The organism is Pantoea sp. PNA 14-12 (assembly GCF_004364735.1).
Classification (GTDB): Bacteria; Pseudomonadota; Gammaproteobacteria; order Enterobacterales; family Enterobacteriaceae; genus Pantoea; species Pantoea stewartii.
In genome coordinates this window covers 1-20,545 of record NZ_SOAJ01000003.1, presented here as the reverse complement: position 1 = coordinate 20,545, position 20,545 = coordinate 1, and the positions used below count along the sequence as shown (strand labels likewise).

Annotated in this window: 16 protein-coding genes and 1 rRNA gene; 9 read left to right on the top strand and 8 right to left on the bottom strand. The window is 53.0% G+C overall.

Going from position 1 to position 20,545, the window contains the following annotated elements:
* The first annotated feature begins 145 nt into the window (after positions 1-145).
* From yjbE to iclR, 5 genes are all read left to right on the top strand, one after another.
* Complete coding sequence (gene yjbE / locus C7434_RS11250; RefSeq protein ID WP_006121543.1) at positions 146-391, top strand: exopolysaccharide production protein YjbE; 246 nt, start codon at positions 146-148, stop codon at positions 389-391.
* 192 nt (positions 392-583) lie between these two features.
* A complete protein-coding gene (locus C7434_RS11245; protein ID WP_006121542.1) occupies positions 584-1,231 on the top strand; it encodes a YjbF family lipoprotein in 648 nt (215 codons plus the stop codon).
* On the top strand, positions 1,228-1,971 hold the full coding sequence (locus tag C7434_RS11240) for a capsule biosynthesis GfcC family protein (RefSeq protein ID WP_133745481.1): 744 nt from the start codon (positions 1,228-1,230) through the stop codon (positions 1,969-1,971). Before C7434_RS11245 ends, C7434_RS11240 begins: the two co-directional genes overlap by 4 nt.
* Positions 1,971-4,061: a YjbH domain-containing protein gene (locus tag C7434_RS11235; RefSeq protein ID WP_006121538.1), complete on the top strand. Its 2,091-nt coding sequence runs from the start codon at positions 1,971-1,973 to the stop codon at positions 4,059-4,061. The genes C7434_RS11240 and C7434_RS11235 overlap by 1 nt, the downstream gene beginning before the upstream one ends.
* 359 nt (positions 4,062-4,420) lie before the next feature.
* On the top strand, positions 4,421-5,251 hold the full coding sequence (iclR, locus tag C7434_RS11230; protein ID WP_039339083.1) for a glyoxylate bypass operon transcriptional repressor IclR: 831 nt from the start codon (positions 4,421-4,423) through the stop codon (positions 5,249-5,251).
* Positions 5,252-5,341: 90 nt separating this feature from the next.
* Here iclR and C7434_RS11225 read toward each other — a convergent pair whose 3' ends face one another.
* On the bottom strand, positions 5,342-6,520 hold the full coding sequence (locus C7434_RS11225; RefSeq protein ID WP_054634678.1) for a serine hydrolase domain-containing protein: 1,179 nt from the start codon (positions 6,518-6,520) through the stop codon (positions 5,342-5,344).
* A 586-nt stretch (positions 6,521-7,106) separates the two neighbouring features.
* On the opposite strand from C7434_RS11225, the gene C7434_RS11220 reads away from it, so the two are divergent.
* The 3 genes from C7434_RS11220 to uxuR all read left to right on the top strand — a co-directional run bounded on the left by C7434_RS11220 (position 7,107) and on the right by uxuR (position 10,981).
* On the top strand, positions 7,107-8,636 hold the full coding sequence (locus C7434_RS11220; RefSeq protein WP_054634679.1) for an MFS transporter: 1,530 nt from the start codon (positions 7,107-7,109) through the stop codon (positions 8,634-8,636).
* A gap of 104 nt (positions 8,637-8,740) precedes the next feature.
* Complete coding sequence (gene uidC / locus C7434_RS11215) at positions 8,741-10,003, top strand: glucuronide uptake porin UidC (RefSeq protein ID WP_133745480.1); 1,263 nt, start codon at positions 8,741-8,743, stop codon at positions 10,001-10,003.
* Between the two features lie 207 nt (positions 10,004-10,210).
* Positions 10,211-10,981, top strand: a complete 771-nt coding sequence (gene uxuR, locus C7434_RS11210) for a Uxu operon transcriptional regulator (RefSeq protein ID WP_133745479.1) — start codon at positions 10,211-10,213, stop codon at positions 10,979-10,981.
* Here the strand turns inward: uxuR and aceK are convergent.
* The 6 genes from aceK to C7434_RS11180 form a co-directional block, all read right to left on the bottom strand.
* Positions 10,939-12,759 carry a bifunctional isocitrate dehydrogenase kinase/phosphatase gene (aceK, locus tag C7434_RS11205; protein ID WP_133745478.1) on the bottom strand — a complete coding sequence of 607 codons (1,821 nt, stop codon included), beginning with the start codon at positions 12,757-12,759 and terminating at the stop codon, positions 10,939-10,941. The genes uxuR and aceK overlap by 43 nt on opposite strands.
* 58 nt (positions 12,760-12,817) lie before the next feature.
* Positions 12,818-14,119, bottom strand: a complete 1,302-nt coding sequence (gene aceA, locus C7434_RS11200; RefSeq protein ID WP_058702324.1) for an isocitrate lyase — start codon at positions 14,117-14,119, stop codon at positions 12,818-12,820.
* A gap of 17 nt (positions 14,120-14,136) precedes the next feature.
* Positions 14,137-15,735 (bottom strand): malate synthase A, encoded by a 1,599-nt coding sequence (gene aceB / locus C7434_RS11195; RefSeq protein WP_133745477.1) that lies wholly within the window; start codon positions 15,733-15,735, stop codon positions 14,137-14,139.
* Between the two features lie 262 nt (positions 15,736-15,997).
* The gene (gene metA / locus C7434_RS11190; RefSeq protein WP_033738928.1) at positions 15,998-16,927 is read right to left on the bottom strand and encodes a homoserine O-succinyltransferase; all 930 of its coding nucleotides are present in this window, start codon (positions 16,925-16,927) and stop codon (positions 15,998-16,000) included.
* A 138-nt stretch (positions 16,928-17,065) separates the two neighbouring features.
* The gene (locus C7434_RS11185) at positions 17,066-17,824 is read right to left on the bottom strand and encodes a substrate-binding domain-containing protein (RefSeq protein WP_133745476.1); all 759 of its coding nucleotides are present in this window, start codon (positions 17,822-17,824) and stop codon (positions 17,066-17,068) included.
* A complete protein-coding gene (locus tag C7434_RS11180; protein WP_185200093.1) occupies positions 17,793-18,857 on the bottom strand; it encodes an ABC transporter substrate-binding protein in 1,065 nt (354 codons plus the stop codon). Before C7434_RS11180 ends, C7434_RS11185 begins: the two co-directional genes overlap by 32 nt.
* A 590-nt stretch (positions 18,858-19,447) precedes the next feature.
* On the opposite strand from C7434_RS11180, the gene C7434_RS11175 reads away from it, so the two are divergent.
* Entirely contained in the window at positions 19,448-19,666 is a 219-nt protein-coding gene (locus C7434_RS11175) for a YdgH/BhsA/McbA-like domain containing protein (protein ID WP_006122329.1), read from the top strand.
* A gap of 570 nt (positions 19,667-20,236) precedes the next feature.
* Here the strand turns inward: C7434_RS11175 and rrf are convergent.
* Positions 20,237-20,352, bottom strand: a 5S ribosomal RNA gene (gene rrf / locus C7434_RS11170).
* Positions 20,353-20,545: the final 193 nt, after the last annotated feature.

Sequence of the window (20,545 nt, the reverse complement as noted above, 5' to 3'; positions counted from 1 at the left end):
TTTAAGACTACTCAACTCTGGTATTTTGTTGCCCTATACTGGACGCGCCCATAATGGGTCTGTCCTTCGGTTTGCGATAACCGTTTATTCTGTTTCGCGAATGTGTTGGATAGCAATCCTTCATTCAACCAATGTAGGTGTTGTTATGAAAAAACGCATGATTGCCGGTCTGGCATTACTCGTCGCCGTCTCTTCCAGCGCTTATGCGGCACCGGAAGAAGCTGGTGCCGCAGCAGGCGCACAGGCGGGGACAATCTCCGCAGGTACGACTACCGCTGTAGGTATCGGCGTGCTCGGCGCGTTAGTAGGACTCGGCGTTGCCGCTTCTGGCGGTGGTGACGGGGCAAATACGGGTACAACTACCACGACCACAACGGGCACCACACGTTGATGGGTACCCTGATTCTTTAGGCTGCAGCAAGGCCGCGAACGTGTGAGTCGTGATGCATTTACGCAGGTGAGTGTGTTGCGACGAGGACGCCAGCGTGTCGGCAGCTGAAAGAACAGAGGTATGGGAGCATTAATCATAACCACACATTCGTGTGGTTATTTTTACTTTGGCATCATTTATCAGGGACACATTGTGCGCCAACTTCCGCTGCTGCTCGTTTGCCTGCTGCTGCAGGCCTGTACACAAACGCAAAAAGGACTCGAACAGACGGTGATAATGGCCATCGAAGGGCCAAAAGATGTCACTGTCACGCCTCAGGAAATTGATGCGCTGCCCTACGCCAGCCTGTATGCACGCATTAATGACGGCCCACGCATTTTTGTCGTGCTGGGTTACAACGAAAACGGCCAGCAAAAATGGATTACGCGTGACCAGTCCATGCTGGTAACGGCCCACGGCAGGCTGATTAAAACGCTGGGCCTGCCCGACAACCTGATGAACGTCAGTAACCTGCAACAGGATCCGCTGGCGAAAGGCCTGTCGCTGACCAACGGCCAGCACTGGACGCGGATTGTGCAGTGGACCGGGCAGGGCAAATTCCAGAGCGCCACCGTCAGTTCCACTTTCGAGCGTGGCGATGATGAAGTCCTGACGATTGCCGGAAACCGCATCCCCTGCCGCGTCTGGCATGAGGCGTTACGTATCGACAGCCTTGGCCGTGAGTGGCAAAACACGTTCTGGATCGATAACAGCAGCGGTCAGGTCGTGCAATCCCGACAGATGCTTGCTGCCGATACCTTCCCTGTTGAAATCACCATTCTGAAGCCGGCGAAATCATGAAAAAAATAACGCTATTGTTGGCAGGCGTGAGTCTGCTTACCAGTCTGGGTGCCCGTGCCGCAGGTCAGGTTACCGTCCATGCCCCGCAGGACACCGCCAGTGTGCAGCTCAATCAGGTCGAAAATCTGGCGCAGTTGGTGACGCAGCCCGCATTAATGGCCCAAACCGACTGGCGACGGGCCGTGATTGCTGAGCAGGGAGCGACAACCCAGGCCCGGCAGCAGTATCAGCAGGCCCTGGCCGCGCTGCGTACCTGGCGGGCGGACAGCAGTGGTGAACAAGCCGCCGCCATTGACGCGGTGATTCGGCAGTTCAGCAACATGAAGGTGACGGGCCGCCAGTTCGTCACGCTGGATCCTGATCGCATCCGGCTGCATTCAGCAGACAACCGCCGCCTGGACGGGCGTTATGATCTCTATCTCACTCAGCCCAGTCATCATGTGCTGCTGCTGGGCGCGATTGCCGGAGCCGGACGCGAAGCCTGGCAACCGGGCAAGTCCGTGCGGGAATACCTGCGTGACCATCCACGGCTGGCCGGTGCAGAACGCAATTTCGCGGTTGTGATTGCGCCAGACGGAACGACGCAGAACGTCCCGATTGCTTACTGGAACCATCGCCATGTCGAACCTGAAGCTGGCAGCATTATTTTTGTGGGCTTTTCCTCATGGAGCCTGCCAGGCGCCTTTGACGATCTGAATAGCCGCCTTGTTTCTGTTCTGACTCACCGGATACCAGACTGATGAAAAAACGTTATCTTCTCAGCCTGTTGGCTGTTTCAGTAGCAAGCGCCTGCCAGGCGCAGGCGGAAATGTATGAGGCGCCCGTCACGCCGTCGCAGTCTGATTTCGGCGGCGTAGGGCTGATGCAGGTACCGACTGCGCGAATGGCAAGAGAAGGCGAATTCAGCCTTAACTTCCGCGATAATGACCAGTATCGCTACTATTCCGCCTCATTACAGCTTTTCCCCTGGCTGGAAACGACTGTGCGCTACACCGATGTGCGGACACGACGTTACAGTGCGGTAGAGAGTTTCAGTGGTAATCAAAGCTATAAAGATAAAGCCTTCGACCTGAAACTGCGGCTGTGGCAGGAAGGATACTGGTTACCTGAAGTCTCGTTCGGTACGCGCGATCTTGGCGGTACCGGCTTATTTGACAGTGAATATCTGGTCGCCACCAAAGCCTGGGGGCCCTTTGACTTTACGCTGGGCTTTGGCTGGGGCTATCTGGGCAACAGCGGAACCGTTTCCAACCCTTTCTGCTCTTACAGCGACAGCTTCTGTCAGCGCCCGGGCGTAGGACAGGCTGGCTCGATTAACGGTTCTCAGATGTTTCACGGCCCTTCTGCCGTGTTCGGCGGTATTGAATACCAAACGCCGTGGCAGCCGCTGCGCCTGAAAGTGGAATATGAAGGCAATGATTATAAAGATGATTTTGCCGGACGCCTGCCGCAGCGCAGTAAAGTTAACGTCGGTGCGATCTACCGCGTAACTGACTGGGCGGATATCAATGCCAGCTATGAGCGCGGCAATACCTTTATGTTCGGCTTTACCATCCGGACTAACTTTAACGATATGCATCAGGATCATATCGACAGCCCTAAACCGGCCTATGATCCGCATCCGCAGCCGAAATTGCTGGAGACCACGGTGACAGGCAATCAGCTGTCTGCGCTGAAGTACGACGCAGGCCTGGCGGGCCCGAAAATCCAGACCAAAGGCAATACGCTGTATGTATCGGGCGAGCAGACCAAATATCGCGATACCCGCGAAGGAGTCGACCGCGCCAATCGTATCATCATGAACAACCTGCCGGACGGCATCGATACGATCAACGTCACAGAGTCGCGCTTCAATATGCCGCAGGTGACGACAGAAACGTCCGTTGCCAGCCTGCGTAATGATTTGACTGGCTACCCGTTAGGACATGAGCAGTCTCTGCAGCAGGTACGCAAAAATCCGGTCGATCCGGGTCAGACCGAGCAGGGGATGTTTATTCGCAAAGATCGCCTGGATTACGGTCTGTCTCCGGTACTCAATCAGTCTGTCGGCGGCCCGGAGAGCTTCTATCTGTATCAGGTCGGCGTCATGGGCAACGTCGATTACTGGCTGACCAATCATCTGCTGGTCAGTGGCAGCCTGTTTGCTAACGTGGCAAATAACTATAATAAATTCAACTACAACGGTGCCCCCGCCGATTCTACCCTGCCCCGCGTGCGTACGCATATTCGTGACTACGTTGAGAACAACGTTTACGTCAACGATCTGCAGGCTAACTACATGGATTATCTGGGCAATGGTTTCTACGGCCAGGTCTATGGCGGCTATCTGGAAACCATGTACGGTGGTGTCGGGGGCGAAGTGCTTTATCGTCCGGTGGACAGCAACTGGGCGGTGGGCGTAGACGCCAACTATGTGCGCCAGCGTGACTGGAACGACATGATGCGGTTTACGCATTACGAAGCCCCGACCGGCAACCTGACAGGTTACTGGCGGCCGTGGTTTGCGGAAGATGTGTTGGTTAAGGCCAGTATCGGCCAGTATCTGGCGAAGGATAAAGGCGTCACGCTGGATGTCTCTAAACGCTTCGACAGCGGCGTCATGGTCGGCGTCTATGCGACCAAAACCAATGTCTCCTCTCAGCAGTACGGCGAAGGCGACTTTACGAAAGGTTTCTACATTTCCATCCCAATGGATCTGTTTACCGTGACGCCAACGCGTGGCCGTGCGCAGATTAACTGGGTTCCGCTCACCCGCGATGGCGGTCAGATGCTGGGACGCAAGTACCAGCTGTATGACATGACCTCGGATCGCGATGCGCGGTTCAACTGATAAAGAGGGCAGCCTGCGGGCTGCCTTCTTTTGTGTCTGCGTCGTCCTCAGCTGAAAGGCCCGCGCGCCACGCCGCTCACCGACGTGTTTTTACAGCCGCATAATCTTCCACCCGATCGCGCTGGCTTTGCGCCACCGCAACATAGCGGCTGGCAGGATGACTAAATTATCTGCCTCACCTTGACGCGCCTGACCACATCACAAATTACCCCCACAGGTTTCATTCCAGCGTGTGCCTTCACATCCGGCCAGGCCCGGCGGATTGCGGAGACGGAGAGCAGGTCTGACCAGCGCACCAGCGTTTGCATTTACGGTGATTAAAACGAAAATGGTTTCCACTATGTGAAAGGAGAGACTCTATGGCTACGCCTGTTGCCGCCAAACGCGGTAAAAAACCTCGCAGCACGTCGGCACCTCCCGCTCCGGCTGGCGGTCAGGTTCAGTCACTGACACGGGGGCTGACGTTGCTGGAGTTGATCGCCAGTTCACAGGGTAGCGTGGCACTTACCGAACTGGCACAACAGGCGGGTTTACCAAACTCGACCACCCATCGTCTGCTGACCACAATGCAGCAGCAGGGCTTTGTGCGCCAGGTGGGCGATCTGGGTTTCTGGACAATCGGCGCGCATGCGTTTGTGGTTGGAAGCAGTTTTTTGCAGAGCCGCAACCTGCTGGCGCTGGTGCATCCGGTGTTACGTTCACTGATGGAGAGTTCGGGCGAAACGGTCAATCTGGCGGTGCTGGACCTGAGCGACTTCCAGGCGGTCATTATTGACCAGGTACAGTGCACGCAGCTCATGCGCATGTCCGCACCGATCGGCGGCAAGCTGCCCATGCATGCTTCCGGAGCGGGCAAAGCCTTTCTTGCCCATCTCAGCGACGACAAAGTGACCGCGCTGCTGCACCAGAAGGGCCTGCATTACTACACACCCAATACGCTGATGTCTCCGCAGAGCCTGAAAACTAACCTGGCACAAATACGTACCCGTGGATTTTCTTTCGATGACGAAGAGCATGCGCTCGGCTTGCGTTGCGTGGCGGCACCCATTTATGACGAACACGGCGAGCCTTTTGCCGCGCTGTCGATTTCGGGTCCAATTGCCCGCATGACTGACGATCGCATTACCGAACTGGGCGCGCTGGTCATTCGGGAAGCGCGCCAGGTTACCCAGGCTTACAGCGGTCGTTAAGGAACGGGCTTTGCACCGTGCGCGAGTCCGGAAATCGACGCGTAGATCACTGGCGCGATCCAGCGCGCCAGTGGCTGATGGCCTGTCATATCAGGCGCTTAGTAAACCTTTATAGACGGCATCACGCACCATCACAGGAAACTGCCCATTCACCCCCTCCGGTGTGGTATTGGTCATGGCGACCACGCACAGCGCGTTTTGACGATCCACGAACCAGGTGTGTCCATACGCTCCACTCCACGACAGCGTACCGGCTGACTGAGGCGACAGGGCAGCATCCGGATCCACCAGCAGTGCCCAGCCCACACCAAATCCCCATCCCGGCCCCTGCGTAGCCCAGTTTGCCGTCACGTGTTCCTGCGTCATGTAGTCAAAACTTTCACGCGTGATTAGCGGCGCGCCTTCACGCCGGACGGTTTCCAGCACTTGCATAAAATCGAGGGCCGTTCCTGCCATACCGCCGCCGCCGCACGGCCAGGCATCGGGTTTGAGAATACGGCCGGGGCTAAAAATCGCGGTGCCTTCACCGAAAGGGATCTGCTGATCATCACGCATGACTGAAGGCACCGGGTTGTCGTCCGTGTAGACCGTGGTTAATCGCGACGCGTCTCTGACGCTAAACAGCGTGTCTGCCATCCCCAGTGGGCTCGTTATATGGTGATTCACCAGTTCTGGCAGGCTTTTACCGGTCGCCCGCACCATGATTTCACCGAGGACATCAATGCCCAGGGAATAACGCCAGCCGGTGCCGGGACGGAACTGTAACCGGGTGCCCGCAAGGCGCTGCAGATTCTCTTCCAGGGTGAGTCCGGGCTGATAGTCGATGCCGTCTGACACATTGCGTGAGTGATAAAGCGAATCCGCCGGGGCGGAATAACGATAGCGTAAACCTGACATATGGCTCAGCAAATGCCGCACCCGGATAGTGGCTGGCTCACCGTTCTCAAGGCAGGGACGGAAATCCGGAAGCCAGCGGGTGATATCGTCGTCCAGAGTGATATCCCCTTGCTCGATCAGGCGCATGGCGGTCAGGCTGACAATGGGTTTGGTGAGTGACGCAAGACGGTATATCGCATCCACAGACATGGCTTTATTTTGCTCTCTGTCCGCCCACCCCGCCGCCCGTTGATAAATCAGTTTTCCCGCCTGAGCCACCATCACTGTGGTACCCACAACACGCTGGCTATTAATCGCATGATCAATAACCGCATCCATTGCGGCTTCGAACTTTGCCGGGGCAGGAGAGAGTCCAGAGGTAAAATAAAACATAATGAAGTCCTTTTTTAATCAGAAGTAATGAGAAAGATAAAACATCCAATCTCAGGCAATATTTAATCTTTAAAGAATGTATTCACTTAGATAATTTAATAATGAAAAATAAAAACCAAACCACAATAGTTAAACTAGATAACATCTCATCATTAAATAACACACGCCTTACATAATAACTCCCTCCCCTTTTCAACTGGTCAACCAATAGGGAATTTGAGTCTACCTTATCGGCATCCATAGTATTTGTGACCGACCTCTTTTTTTTAAAAGGGCAGAATGATTACCATGCTCTACGCCGAAAATACGCGTATTAACGCATCAGTACAAATAACAGCGCGCCTTTTAGAGAACACAGAGCGGGGCATTATTCTGGTCAACCAAAATTTACCACGCTAAATAACGGCGTTAAAAATTACTATTTATTTAACAAAAAATACTCACCTGCATTAAAGACTGACAACGCAAACACACACCCGCGTTGTTTATTCTTTAGAGCTTTATTTAAAAGTTCGCATTACTTTTTCACGCTTATACGACACCTGAATGCGTCTGAGCGCCACTCCGATTTTATTAAGGGAATATTATGACAACGTTAGCACAGCCCGTGCGCAGAAAAGTGGGGACAGGCACCGCCATTGGCTATGGCATTACCGATATTTTTGGCGGTGGGTCCATGGCTTTAATCGGTACATGGTTACTGTTTTTTTATACGACGTTCTGTGGGCTTTCAATGTTGGAAGCCAGCTCAATTTTTGCTATTGCCCGTATTATTGATGCCATTCTGAGTCCGGTGATGGGATATATCACCGATAAATTCGGCAGTACCCGGCTGGGTAAGCGCTTTGGTCGCCGTCGCTTCTTCCTGCTCATCAGCGCGCCAATGATGTTTGTTTACGCGCTGGTCTGGGTCAGCGACATGAACTACTGGTACTACCTTGGTACCTACCTGGCGGTAGAACTGCTGGTTGCCATGGTGCTGGTACCGTGGGAAACCCTGGCGGCAGAGATGACCAATGATTTTGGTGAAAGAACACGGATGGCCGCCATCCGCCTGACATTTTCTCAGGTAGGAACCTTCCTGACCGCTTCGGTGCCGGGCATTGTGATTCAGTATTTTGGCCAGGATTCGGCGCTGACCTATACCTACACCGGTATTATGTTTTCCTGCCTGTTCTTTATTGTGGTGTTGATTACCTGGTATTGTACCTGGGAGTCAAAAGATATGAACCCGGAAGAGTTTGAACGGCGCAATACGGGTCCCAGCCTCGGATTATTGAGCCACCTGAAAAATATGTTTGTCGAGTTAATGACAACATTCAAAATAAAAATATTCAGACAACATTTAATTATCTATATCTCTTCATTTACCGCACTGGATATTTTTATTGCTGTCTTCGTTTACTTTGTTGTCTACGGTTTAAATCTGGATGCGGCAAACGCGTCGGCCTATCTTTCCATTGCGACGTCCGTCTCCATTCCTTCCACGCTGCTTTTCATGTTTATGCTGGATAAACTGAATGTCAGGCCCGCCTACGCCATGCGTATTTCCTACCTGTGTATTTTAGGTGTGCTGGGTTATCTGATTTTAATGTTTATCGGCCATTCGGCAGTGTCGTCATGGTGGTTGACCACGCTCATTTTTGTCCTGCTGGGTTTTGGCCGTGCGGGGCTTTACTTTATCCCCTGGAATATTTACAGCTTTATTCCCGATGTGGATGAAATGGTCACGCGTCAGCGGCGCGAAGGCGTTTTTGCTGGCGTCATGACGTTGATGCGAAAAAGTACCGTGGCCGTCGCCATTATGGTGGTGGGTGCGGTACTGGAACACAATCATTTTGTTAAAGGCCAGTTAATTCAACCGGAAAGTGCGCTCAATGCGATTACCGGGCTCCTGGTCTTCGGCACCGGCGGTCTGTTACTGATCAGTTTATATATGACCTTCAAATTTAAACTGACACGCGAAACGCATCGGGTATTGGTGAATGAAATTGATCGCCTCAAGGCAGGCGGCGATAAAGCCGACTGCACACCCGAAACCAAAGAGGTCGTGAAAGCCCTGACGGGCTACGACTACGAGCAGGTCTGGCAACAGGATAAATGCACCCGGCCTTAATCTGGTCGGGTTGACGCGGGTCAGGAAAGGTAAAACGCAAGGCATGCGGATAACCGCCCGGCCCGACGTCATCCGGCTCTGTTCACATACGGTATGGATACGTGATGAAAATTGCCCTATTTTGCATTCTGCTTGTCAGCCTGTTTTTCCCGTCCTCTCCGCTTTATGCTGCCGCGATTAATGACGATGAGGACAGCCTGCGCATTCGTCTGAAAAACGATTTTCGGCGGGCCGACAAACCCAGCGCGGGTTCAGATCGTCATATTTACGCCTGGGTACAGGGTGGGCTGATTGATGTGAATACGCGCTATTACAATGACGTCATCGGCGTGAGCGCGGGAGCGTATTATGTGTACAAGCTGGGTGCAAACGCCGGCTGGAGCACCCGCTATTATCTGGACGGTCACGACAGCTTTGGTGTGGCCATTGGCGCGGTCAAACTTAAACCGGCAGAGAATCTTCACCTGACGCTCGGGCGGTTTGGGACGGATTATGGTTACGGCAGCCTGCCCTGGCGCATCCCGTTGATCGCCGATAATTCGTCACGCACGATACAGACAATTTCTGAAGGTGCGCTGGCCCACTTTGAGGCGACAGAGAATCTGGAATTCTGGTCAATGTGGCGTAAGCGCGCGTTCTATTATGTCGACTCTGCCACGGGCGTGCGTGATGAAGGCGTGATTAACAGCACAACAGGGAAATACCATCCCCATCGGAGCCGCGGCTATCTGGTGGGATCCTGGCACGATGCTTCTTCGCGGTATTCACTGGGTGCCTCTTATCAACAAGATGTATCGACTCAGGTGCAAAGCATCATCGAAAAAACCTATACCTTTGCTGACGCTCGCGCACTCAAATGGGAGCTGATGGGTTTTTATGGTCAGGTTGAGGGGATGAGTAAGCCTCTCAGTTATCACCACGAGACGGCGTTGATTTCCGGGCGATTAACCTATTCGTTTGCGAATGCCCGGTTATTTGGTGCCGTGGGTAAGCTTACCCATGATATTGATGGTCGTATTATCTATACGGATATTGGCTATCCCGACTCGCTGAGTATTGATCGCAATAAAGAAGGCATGCTGTCTGTTCAGCTTGGCGGGCAATATTTCTTCACCCCGAACGTCGGCGTTATGCTGGGCCCGATTCTTACTCACGGTTATGAAGACAAACAGCGCCATACCAGAATCAACGGAGTGGGCCTGATGGGCGCGATCCTGTACAACGTCGCAGAGGGCCCGTTTAAAGGCCTGAACATGTATATTGCCGCCGACAGAGCCAGGGAGAAGCGCCCCGGTAGCTCACTGGGTGACCGGCTCAATTACTGGGATGTGAAAGCCGGTATGCAATATGACTTCATGCTGAAGTAACAAATCATCAGATGAAGTAGTCTGTATGTTTCCAAAGTGGCATCTCTTGATGCCGCTTTTAATTATTCTCGCAATTTATTGTTAAATAAAGAATAAAACAGCGTGCCAACCCGTCAGCCTGCTTATCTTAACGTGCGCTGAACCCTGTTATCCCGATCGTGAGGTGGTAAAATTTTTGCCGCAACGGTATCTGACGGGAGCATCACTATGAGATCTGTCTCTCAGCAACGTCCTTATCAGCAAGTCGCCGCAAAAATCCGGCAGCGCATTGTGGAAACGCCCTATCGCCCGGGCGGGCGCCTGCCACCCGAGCGTGAAATGGCTGGCATGCTTAACGTCAGCCGCACCGTCGTTCGCGAGGCGCTCATTATGCTGGAAATCGAAGGGCTGATCGAAGTCAGACGGGGAGCCGGTATTTACGTCACAGCGCACAGCTCTCCATGCCGTATTAGTGAGGCAAATCCCTCCTATCACAACGATGCCGGCCCGTTTGAGCAGCTTCAGGCGCGACAGTTGCTGGAAAGCAATATCGCGGAGTTTGCCGCCCTGCAGGCGACACGGGCGGACATCATCAAAATGCGTCAGGCTTTGCTGCTGGAAGAACGCGAGCTGACCTCGTGTTCGCTGGGAAACCCGGAAAAAGGTGATATGCACTTTCATCTGGCCATCGCTGAAGCCACGCATAACAGTATGCTGGTCGACGTATTTCGCCAGTCATGGCAGTGGCGCGAAAACAACCCTATGTGGATTCAACTGCACAGCCATCTTGGCGATACCCAATACCGTAAAGCGTGGCTGGTCGATCACCGGCAAATTCTTGCCGCGCTGATCAAAAAAGATGCCCGCGCCGCTAAGCTGGCTATGTGGCAGCATCTGGAAAATGTGAAGCAGCGTTTACTGGAATTTTCCAACGTGGACGATCTCGACTTTGATGGTTATCTGTTTGACTCCTGGCCGCTGGCAAAGAGTGACGGCTGAAGCGGTTCCCGTTCCTGGTCGGGATGCTCTGGGGTTTTATGCCGCGGTGCAAGCCTGCTGCCATAGCGCACACAGAAGCGCTGGGCGGGCTGCCAGGCAATAACATCCTCAATATGCCCCTGCGCAATGCGCCGCTGCTGGGCGCGCCACCAGCCCGCGTCAAAAATTTCCGGATGCCGTTGCTGGAGCAGCGCACCGACTTTCGGCTCACTGCACAGGGCATAACGAAAGGTTTCAGGAAAAACATCATCTGGCCCAACGCTGTACCAGGGCTCGGCGCTTAACTCGTCCTCGTCATAACGCGCCGCAGGCACGTCACGGAAATGGAGTTCCTGCATCGGGCGAATCTCATCGTAGTCATAAAACACCACGCGTCCATGACGGGTGATGCCAAAATTTTTAAACAGCATATCACCGGGAAAGATATTAGCGGCAGCCAGTTGTTTGATCGCGTTGCCATATTCTTCAATGGCCTGAGCACGTTGGCTGTCGCTGGCCTCAGCCAGAAAAAGGTTAAGCGGCTGCATACGACGTTCCAGCCACAGATGACTGATGATCAGGCGATCGCCTTCAATACGCATTTTTCCGGCAATCGTATTCTGGAACGCCACCAGCAGTGCCGGCGTAATGCGTGCGAGCGGCAGCGCAAACTGTTCAAAGGCCTGCGTGTCAGCCATGCGTCCCACACGGTCATGTTCTTTAACCTGCTGATAGCAGGCCCTTACCTGCTCTTCCGTGACCTCTTTTTGCGGAGCAAAGCGATCTTTGATGACTTTGAACACCCGATCAAAGCCCGGCAGCGTAAAGACCAGCATCACCATGCCAGGGATGCCTGGCGCAATCTCAAAGGCGGCATCCGTTTGCTCCAGCGCCTGCAGATATTCCCGGTAGCTTTCCGTTTTGCCATGTTTCTGGCAGCCGATGGCCATATAACGTTCTGCCAGCGTTTTACCCGGTAAGACAGGCTTCAGCCATGCGACCAGCGCGCCGGGTAATGGGGCATAAACCATGAAGTACGCGCGGGCAAAGCCGAACACGATGCTGGCCTCGTTCACATCCGTCAGGCAGGTATCGATCCACAATTCACCTTGCTCGCTGCGCTGAACCGGCAACAGGCATGGCAGGATAGCGTCGGGCAGATGCAGGCGAGCCACTATCCAGGCGGTTTTGTTGCGGTAAAACAGCTCACAACAGACGTCCAGCCAGCCCTGTGCCAGTTGCGCGGAAGAGAACGCCTCATGCAAATGGCGTACAATCCAGGCTTCATCGCGCGCCTGATCCTGCCAGGGCAGCGTCAAAGGCACATCGCGTAGCACCTCATGCAGCAGTGTTTGCCAGCCCCGATCGGGCCGATAGGTTCGCGCCAGTGGACGCGAAACCTGACGTTGTGGCGCAGGCGGTTGCGAGCTGAAGATAAATAACCGTTCCGGCTGTAATGCATGGTGACCATGCAGCCGGCAGTAAACGGAATTGAAAAAGCTTTCAGCAATTTCATAACGCGGATAACCGGGTAACAGGGTTTCATAGTGGTTTTTGATCTTCAGCCAAAAAGCATCGTCCCAGTGCGCCGCCCCGTTCAGTGCGCGCAGTTGATCGGCAACCAGCGCCACATGGTGGTCATAAAGATGAATTCGTGCCTTCATAGCCTGCTGTACGGCCAGCCACTCAGCCTGTTCAAAACGCTGCTGAGCACCCGCCGTAATATCAAGAAAACGGCCATACTGCGCATCGAAGCCCTGCAGAATGGTGTGCGCGATTAGGGATTCACGTGGCGGCATAATCCACTCCTGAAAAAGCCCGCCCACAGTTACCGGGCGGGAAAGACACAGACTTCACTCAAAACTGATGCTCTTCGGTCGATCCGGTCAGCGCCGTAACGGAGGACTGACCGCCCTGAATAATCGTGGTGACCTGATCGAAATAGCCGGTGCCCACTTCCTGCTGATGCGAGGAAAAACTGTACCCCCGCTCCCGGGCAGCGAACTCTGGTTGCTGGACTTTTTCAACATAGTGACGCATGCCTTCGCCCTGAGCATAAGCCTGTGCCAGGTCGAACATGTTGAACCACATGCTGTGAATACCGGCCAGGGTAATGAACTGGAAGCGATAGCCCATCTCACTGAGCGCCTGCTGAAAGGCCGCGATGGTGCTGTCGTCGAGGTTCTTTTTCCAGTTAAACGAAGGCGAACAGTTGTAAGCCAGCAGTTTACCGGGAAAGCGGGCATGGATGGCTTCGGCGAAGCGCTGCGCCATCGCCAGGTCGGGCGTCGACGTTTCACACCACAGCACGTCAGCATAAGGCGCATAAGCCAGACCGCGGCTGATAGCCTGCTCAATGCCGGCATGAGTGCGGTAGAAGCCTTCCGCGGTACGATCGCCACGGATAAACGGACGGTCATAGTCATCGCAGTCAGAGGTGATCAGGTCAGCGGCATCGGCATCCGTTCGCGCCAGCAGAATGGTGGGAACACCCATCACATCGGCGGCCAGGCGTGCAGCAACCAGTTTCTGTACGGCCTCCTGGGTAGGCACAAGTACCTTGCCTCCCATGTGGCCGCATTTCTTCACGGCCGCAAGTTGATCTTCAAAGTGGACCGCTGCTGCCCCTGCGCTGATCATCGCCTTCATCAGTTCAAAGGCATTCAGCACGCCACCAAAGCCCGCTTCGGCATCCGCCACGATGGGCAGAAAATAGTCGATAAAGCGGCTGTCGCCCGGTTCAATGCCGTTGGCCCATTGAATCTGATCGGCACGTTGAAAGGTCTGATTAATCCGGGTGACAACCTCAGGCACCGAGTTCACCGGATACAGCGACTGATCGGGATACATTTGCCCCGCCAGATTGGCATCGGCGGCGACCTGCCAGCCAGAGAGGTATATGGCTTCTATTCCGGCTTTGGCCTGCTGCAATGCCTGACCGCCGGTTAAAGCGCCGAGGCTATTGACGTAACCTTTGCGCGCGCTGCCATTAAGTAATGACCAGAGTTTACCGGCACCCCGCTCGGCCAGCGTACAGGCTGGCAGAACTGAACCGCGCAGCGAGATAACATCTTGTGCGCTGTAAGGGCGGGTAATTCCCTGCCAGCGTGCTTCCTGCCAGTCTTGTTCGAGTTGCTGAATCTGTTGCGTACGTGTCATGGCAACCACTCCTTATGTCAGGGAAGCAGGCGATAGCCCGGCAGAGTAAGAAAAGGAACCAGTTCGTTTTCGGTGGTGATTTGCGCCATTAATCGCGCTGCTTCCTCATAACGACCTGAACTGAACGTCTTATCACCCAGATTCATCTGCAGCGTGTGCAACTCATCGTTGAGCAACTGCTGAAACAGCGACGCCGTGACCTGCTGCCCATCGCGCAGGGTTTTCTTGTGATGGATCCATTGCCAGATAGAGGTACGGGCGATTTCGGCGGTGGCGGCATCTTCCATCAGGCCGTCAATAGGAACGCAGCCGTTGCCGCTAATCCAGGCTTCGAGGTATTGCAATGCCACACGGATATTGGCGCGCATCCCTGCTTCCGTTCGATCGCCTTCGCAGGGCGCCAGAAGCTGTTCGGCCTGCACCGGAGCGTCTTCGTGGCGCAGAACATGAAGCTGATTGGGGTGATCGCCCAGCGCCTGGTTAAACACCGCCATTGCGGTATCGGCCAGGCCTGGATGTGCGATCCAGGTGCCATCATGTCCGTTACTGGCTTCGCGCTGCTTGTCTTCCCTGACGCGCTGCAACACCCACTGATTACGTGCGCTGTCTTTACTGGGAATAAGCGCTGACATACCGCCCATAGCAAAGGCACCGCGGCGATGACACGTTTTAACCAGCAACCGCGAGTAAGCATCCAGAAAAGGCTGAGCCATGGTCACGGACTGACGATCAGGGAGAACCCGATCTTCATGTTCCCGTAATGTTTTGATGTAGCTGAAAATGTAATCCCAGCGCCCGCAGTTCAGGCCTACGATATGATCGCGCAGATTCCACAGAATCTCGTCCATCTGAAACACGGCGGGCAGCGTTTCAATTAAGACTGTGGCTTTAATTGTGCCTCGCGCCAGATCAAAACGATCCTCAGCGAAGCTAAAGATCTCTCGCCACCAGGCCGCTTCCTGCCAGCTTTCCGTTTTAGTCAGATAAAAATAGGGACCGCTACCTTTCGCCAGGAGATTCGTGACGTTATGAAAAAAGTAGAGTGCAAAATCAAACAGTCCGCCAGGAATGGCATTGCCCTGCCAGCTGACATGTTTCTCTGACAGATGCAGTCCGCGTACCCGACACATCAGGACAGCCGGATCGGCGCGAAGCTGGTAGATCTTGCCTGTCTCGCTGGTATGAGACAATGTGCCAGCCACGGCTTCACGCAGGGTTTGCTGCCCTTCCATCAGCTTTTCCCAGGTCGGTGCCAGGGAGTCCTCAAAGTCAGCCATAAATACTTTTACGTTCGCATTCAGGGCATTAATTACCATTTTGCGATCCGGCGGTCCGGTAATCTCCACGCGACGATCCCGTAAATCCGAGGGAATACCGCGAATCGTCCATTCTCGCTCTCTGATGGAAGCTGTTTCCATTTCGAAATCAGGTAACGACCCGGCATCGTACTTTTCTTGTCGTGCCTGTCGCGCCGCTAATAACGTATCGCGTTGGGGGGCAAAACGGATAACCAGATCCTGTAAAAACGCGACGACCTCTTCAGTAAGTAGCTGTTTTTCAAGATTATAAAAGGGCTTCTGGAAGTGTAATTCGTGGGTAATAACTGAGTCTGTCATGCTTGCTCTCTCCTGTTTACAGGCAGATCAACATGGTCGATCCACAAATAGGGTGATTACTGAGCTACAGGATCAGAGCATATGTATTTTAAATTTAAAATCAAAAACTATTTCCATTTTAATTAAATATTATATTTATATCATTGAAATTTATGATTTTATTTTTACTTTCCTTTAGGTAATGCCTTTCAAAGCTTTTTAAGGACGAAAAAAAACCGTGTTGCCAGCCAGCTAACACGGTTCAGTTGTAATGAAAGTGCGCTTATTCCAGCGTCGGATTCATATGGCGCAGATCAAACGGCGTAATTTGATAGACGTAATAGTTCAGCCAGTTTGAAAACAACAGGTTTCCATGGCTACGCCATGTGGCGCGTGGATGACGCTGCGGATCATCGTGGGGGAAGTAATTGTACGGCACGTCAGGGTTCAGCCCTGCGTCATAGTCGCGCTGAAACTCTCCCGCCAGTGTTAACGCATCATATTCCGGGTGACCCGTAACGAACACCAGCCTCTTGTCCTTGCTTGCCATCAGGTAGGCACCGGTTTGTTCCGATTCAGCAAATAATTCCAGATCGGTGTAATCGGTGATCAACTGAGTGGGGAAATCCGCATAACGCGAATGCGGAGCGAGAAAATTATCATCGAATCCCCGCGTCAGTAAGGCATGGGGATGAAGAATCTGATGTTCAAATACGCCTGCAAGTTTCGTCTGTCGGGTTTGTTTAGGAATACCATACAAAATATTCAGTGCTGCCTGTACAGCCCAACAGACAAACAGGGTCGAGGTAACATGATCTTTCGCCCACGCCAGCACCTGCTGTATCTGGGGCCAGTAGGCGACATCGTTAAATTCAACCAGGCCCAGCGGCGCACCTGTAACGATTAAGCCATCATAGTTATCGTGCTGGATGTCCTCAAAGTTACGGTAGAAATTATTAAGGTGATCGCTGGGTGTGTTACGCGATTCACGGCTGTCGATACGCAGCAACTGGACATCAATCTGCAAAGGTGAGTTAGAGAGCAAGCGCAGGAACTGGTTTTCGGTCTCAATCTTTTTAGGCATCAGATTAAGTACCAGAACTTTAAGTGGGCGGATCTCCTGAACACTGGCGCGCGACGACGTCATCACGAAGACATTTTCGTTACGTAAAAAATTCACTGCCGGTAATTCATCGGGAACCCTGATTGGCATGACTTAATCACCTCTTGTAACCATATATACGTTTAGACATCCAGACAGCCAAAGATAACGGCTCTTTTGCTAAATGTCGAGTCTGCATATCGACAGGTGAAAAAGTTTCAAGGCACTGTTACAGCCCGCACTGGTGGGTCAGAGACAGGCTTTACCTTGTACGGGCTTTCTGGAACCAGACGGTGGCAAAAAACCATAGCGCCGCAAAATACGCTGTGCCTCATCTGTATGGAGGAAGGCGGCAAGCGGTATGGCGGAGGGTGAAAGAGTGGCCCAGCCGTATTGCGCCCGTACGTTGTAAGCAGGAGGAATATTAAGCACCAGCAGGGACTGATGATGCCTCAGGCGGGGCGCATAACTGGCATAGCCGATAAACAGTTCAGCGTAGCCTTCATCAATGAGCCACTGGGCTGCCAGTCTGCCAACAGGAACAGGCAGACTGTCCGGGCCACCAACCAGGGCGTTTGCTTTGTTCCGGATTCGGCTGCCCTGACCGGGATATCGCTGCTCAATGTTTTCGAATAACTGCCACGTGTAATCCCCTGAGGGATCGTACAGGGGCGTTGAGGTTGCCAGCCGTAAATCATCACGTTGCAGTAATGACAGCCAGTCGTCTTCTGCAGAGACATCCTCCCGCCTGGCAGTCAGACACAGCCTGTTATCGATGAAATGCCCGGTGTCCTCTGCCAGACCTTGTCGCGACAGGCTTGTGGGATGCTGCAGGTTGGCCGAAACAAACATGTCACCGACTTCACCCTGTTCGATGCGCTGACGCAGTAAACCAGCCGGGCCATAGTGTGTTTGTGTCGTTATGCCGTATTCCGCGCTGAACGCGGCAACCAGCACCGGCCACACATCGCGCAGACTACCGGCCGCCAGAATCTGGAGAGGTTTCATGATAGGCGGTCCGGTAAAAGCGGCGATACCAGCGGTCGGCCCGCTGCTGCATATCCACATCGCGGAATTTGTCAGGATAGAGTTTTTTCGCCATCCACAGTTCACCTAACCCTATGGCTTCTGGCATCGGATAGCCCCATGCCTTGGCATAGTCAGGCATCAACCAGACACGGTGATGTTTGACAGCATCAATGGTCTGCCAGAGCGGATCGTGCTGAATCGCCTGAACAACCTGCGGATAGCGGTTCTGCACAAAAATTACCTGCGGATTCCAGACCACCACCTGTTCCATGCTGACCTGCCTGAAACCCTGAATAGTCGATGCTGCCACGTTCAGTGCGCCAGCATGGGCCATCATCAGCCCCGTATATTTCCCGGCACCGTATGTCGTCAGACTGGGATTGGCCATATAGGCGCGTACACGCTGCTGTTCAGGGAGATCGTGGAGACGATCAGTCACCTCTTTACGCCCCGCAAAGGCTGCTGAGATGAGAGCTTTGGCCTGCTGCTGCCTGTTCACCACCTCACCTATCAGGGTGATGCCTTCCTTTATCCCGAGATCGTAGGCCTTATCTTCATTTTGCATACTGGGATTAATTTCGCCCTGCTGCCCGGCGTCATCGTGACGCAGTGAAATCGCCAGTACAGGAATGCCCAGTGCGGAGATCTGGTCAATCATCTCTTTCGGCGCATAGTTGGTGACGAATACCACCTGTGGATGCAGTGCAATTAGCTTTTCCAGATCAACATGGGTCAAATCACCCAGCATTGCTTTATGCGTCAGCTCAGGCACCAGCGTTGCGTAATTGTCCCCTAACTGCTGTTTCCAGTTAGCCAGTATCCCTACGATTTTATCTGTCGCATTTAACTGCACCAGAAGATTCAGCGTCTGGTGCTGAAGCACAACTACGCGATCAACCCGATCCGGGATTGTAACGTTACGACCAAGCTGATCGGTCACGATGCGGCTGGCGTAGCTGTTCCATGCGGTAAAGATAAGTAAGCCTGTAAAGACGAGGTGGTTCGGTCTGATTTTCAATGAAGGTCCCCTGTAGCGTAATGTATTTGATTATATAGCGATGCACCGCGACAAGGTAAACAGTGGATGCGCCTGTCGTTGTCACGGGTCTGCGTGGCAGGGATGACTGTCGGTGTCGTGGCATTTTCGATGCAGGACGCGCCTGACAGACAGCGCCAGCCCATTGGTTCGGTTTGCTGACCCTGAAATGCGCGTATGCCCTGACATCGCTCTGCATGCTGATATCCACTTAAGAGGGCATGTTTTTAGCTGAGACAAACTACAAAAGATGAGAATAAATCGGCAGGATTAGTGCGTACTCAGCAAATACGCTTTATCCTGGTGCATTTAACCTGTTTACTTATGATTAGGGCCTGAAAATGTCAGTTCAAAATAACGTCCCCATTGTTGAAATATGTTATTTCCGTATTAAATCCCTACACAGTTAACCTGATGATATTCACTTTTACACACTGCAATTAATCTTATCAGCTTGATATTAATTAGAGCACACGACGTTAATTTTAGATCGCGTTCCTTTTGCTAATTTGATTTTAACGGAGCCAGACAGACTCCTTCATCAACCGGAATCAAGGGGTAATGTTATGAAAATCAATAAAGTATCATCAGCCGCTGCGGCTGTAGCATTGACACTGATGTCTTTTGGTTGTTTCGCCGCAGAAACGGTCTCTGCCACCTCGTTAACGCTGGATGGCGCGGTTTCTAAAATCGCCAGACAGGCTAAACAGCAGGGCGAGCATTTTAAAGTGATTAGTGCTGACACGAATAACTACGCACACGTCACCGCTGAATTATATAAATAATGTCAGTAAGTGAAATAAAAAGCCGGTTTTAAAACGCCTCCCGGCGCTTTAATTACCGGCTTTTCAAACTTTTTTATTCATATCTTACCGTGCCGACGTATATTTCCCTGCATTAACACATAATTAAATCACCAGTATTTAGCCCCTGTACGTCCCATCTTTTCTTCCAGTAAAACGAATGCGCCCAAAGTCACGTTAAGCACAGACATAACCGTTTCTTGGATCACGGCAGGGGTGACGCGTTCGTTTGATTTACTGGTTTTGATATTGAAAGAGATCGGATGTCATAACGTCGGGATGATGGCAGGCTTACCCTGTTTCACGACAATATTTAAATTCAGGAAAGGAGGCGGAAATACGTCATAAGCCATCGTTTCATCGCGTTGCTATAAACGGGATGAGAATGGGCTGACAGTCGACGGAGGCTTCCGGCATAACGGTTCCGCGCGCCCGGTCAGGCAGCAACAGAGATCTGTGAAGCCCGCAGAGGTCCGGCAGGCCCCGCTCTCTCCGGACGCCGGACGTAAAAAAGCCCCGTACTTCCGTACGGGGCTTCTTCACCTGATTGATGCCTGGCAGTTCCCTACTCTCGCATGGGGAGACCCCACACTACCATCGGCGCTACGGCGTTTCACTTCTGAGTTCGGCATGGGGTCAGGTGGGACCACCGCGCTACAGCCGCCAGGCAAATTCTTGCTGCCCTGTCCTGTGTCTTTTGGGCTGATGCCGCGTTGCCTCAGCGCAAAATCCTCCGGACTCACGTCCGCAGAACAGAACCATATTCTTATCCGGTAAACAAGGCTGAAAATTCTTTCTGTCTCTCAACCCAAAACGCCTCTGGCGTTGTAAGGTTAAGCCTCACGGGTCATTAGTACCGGT

Coding starts and splice junctions, on each gene's coding strand:
- yjbE (WP_006121543.1), top strand. CDS start 146: ATGAAAAAACGCATGATTGCCGGTCTGGCATTACTCGTCGCCGTCTCT.
- C7434_RS11240 (WP_133745481.1), top strand. CDS start 1,228: ATGAAAAAAATAACGCTATTGTTGGCAGGCGTGAGTCTGCTTACCAGT.
- C7434_RS11235 (WP_006121538.1), top strand. CDS start 1,971: ATGAAAAAACGTTATCTTCTCAGCCTGTTGGCTGTTTCAGTAGCAAGC.
- iclR (WP_039339083.1), top strand. CDS start 4,421: ATGGCTACGCCTGTTGCCGCCAAACGCGGTAAAAAACCTCGCAGCACG.
- C7434_RS11225 (WP_054634678.1), bottom strand. CDS start 6,520: ATGTTTTATTTTACCTCTGGACTCTCTCCTGCCCCGGCAAAGTTCGAA.
- C7434_RS11220 (WP_054634679.1), top strand. CDS start 7,107: ATGACAACGTTAGCACAGCCCGTGCGCAGAAAAGTGGGGACAGGCACC.
- uidC (WP_133745480.1), top strand. CDS start 8,741: ATGAAAATTGCCCTATTTTGCATTCTGCTTGTCAGCCTGTTTTTCCCG.
- uxuR (WP_133745479.1), top strand. CDS start 10,211: ATGAGATCTGTCTCTCAGCAACGTCCTTATCAGCAAGTCGCCGCAAAA.
- aceK (WP_133745478.1), bottom strand. CDS start 12,759: ATGCCGCCACGTGAATCCCTAATCGCGCACACCATTCTGCAGGGCTTC.
- aceA (WP_058702324.1), bottom strand. CDS start 14,119: ATGACACGTACGCAACAGATTCAGCAACTCGAACAAGACTGGCAGGAA.
- aceB (WP_133745477.1), bottom strand. CDS start 15,735: ATGACAGACTCAGTTATTACCCACGAATTACACTTCCAGAAGCCCTTT.
- metA (WP_033738928.1), bottom strand. CDS start 16,927: ATGCCAATCAGGGTTCCCGATGAATTACCGGCAGTGAATTTTTTACGT.
- C7434_RS11185 (WP_133745476.1), bottom strand. CDS start 17,824: ATGAAACCTCTCCAGATTCTGGCGGCCGGTAGTCTGCGCGATGTGTGG.
- C7434_RS11175 (WP_006122329.1), top strand. CDS start 19,448: ATGAAAATCAATAAAGTATCATCAGCCGCTGCGGCTGTAGCATTGACA.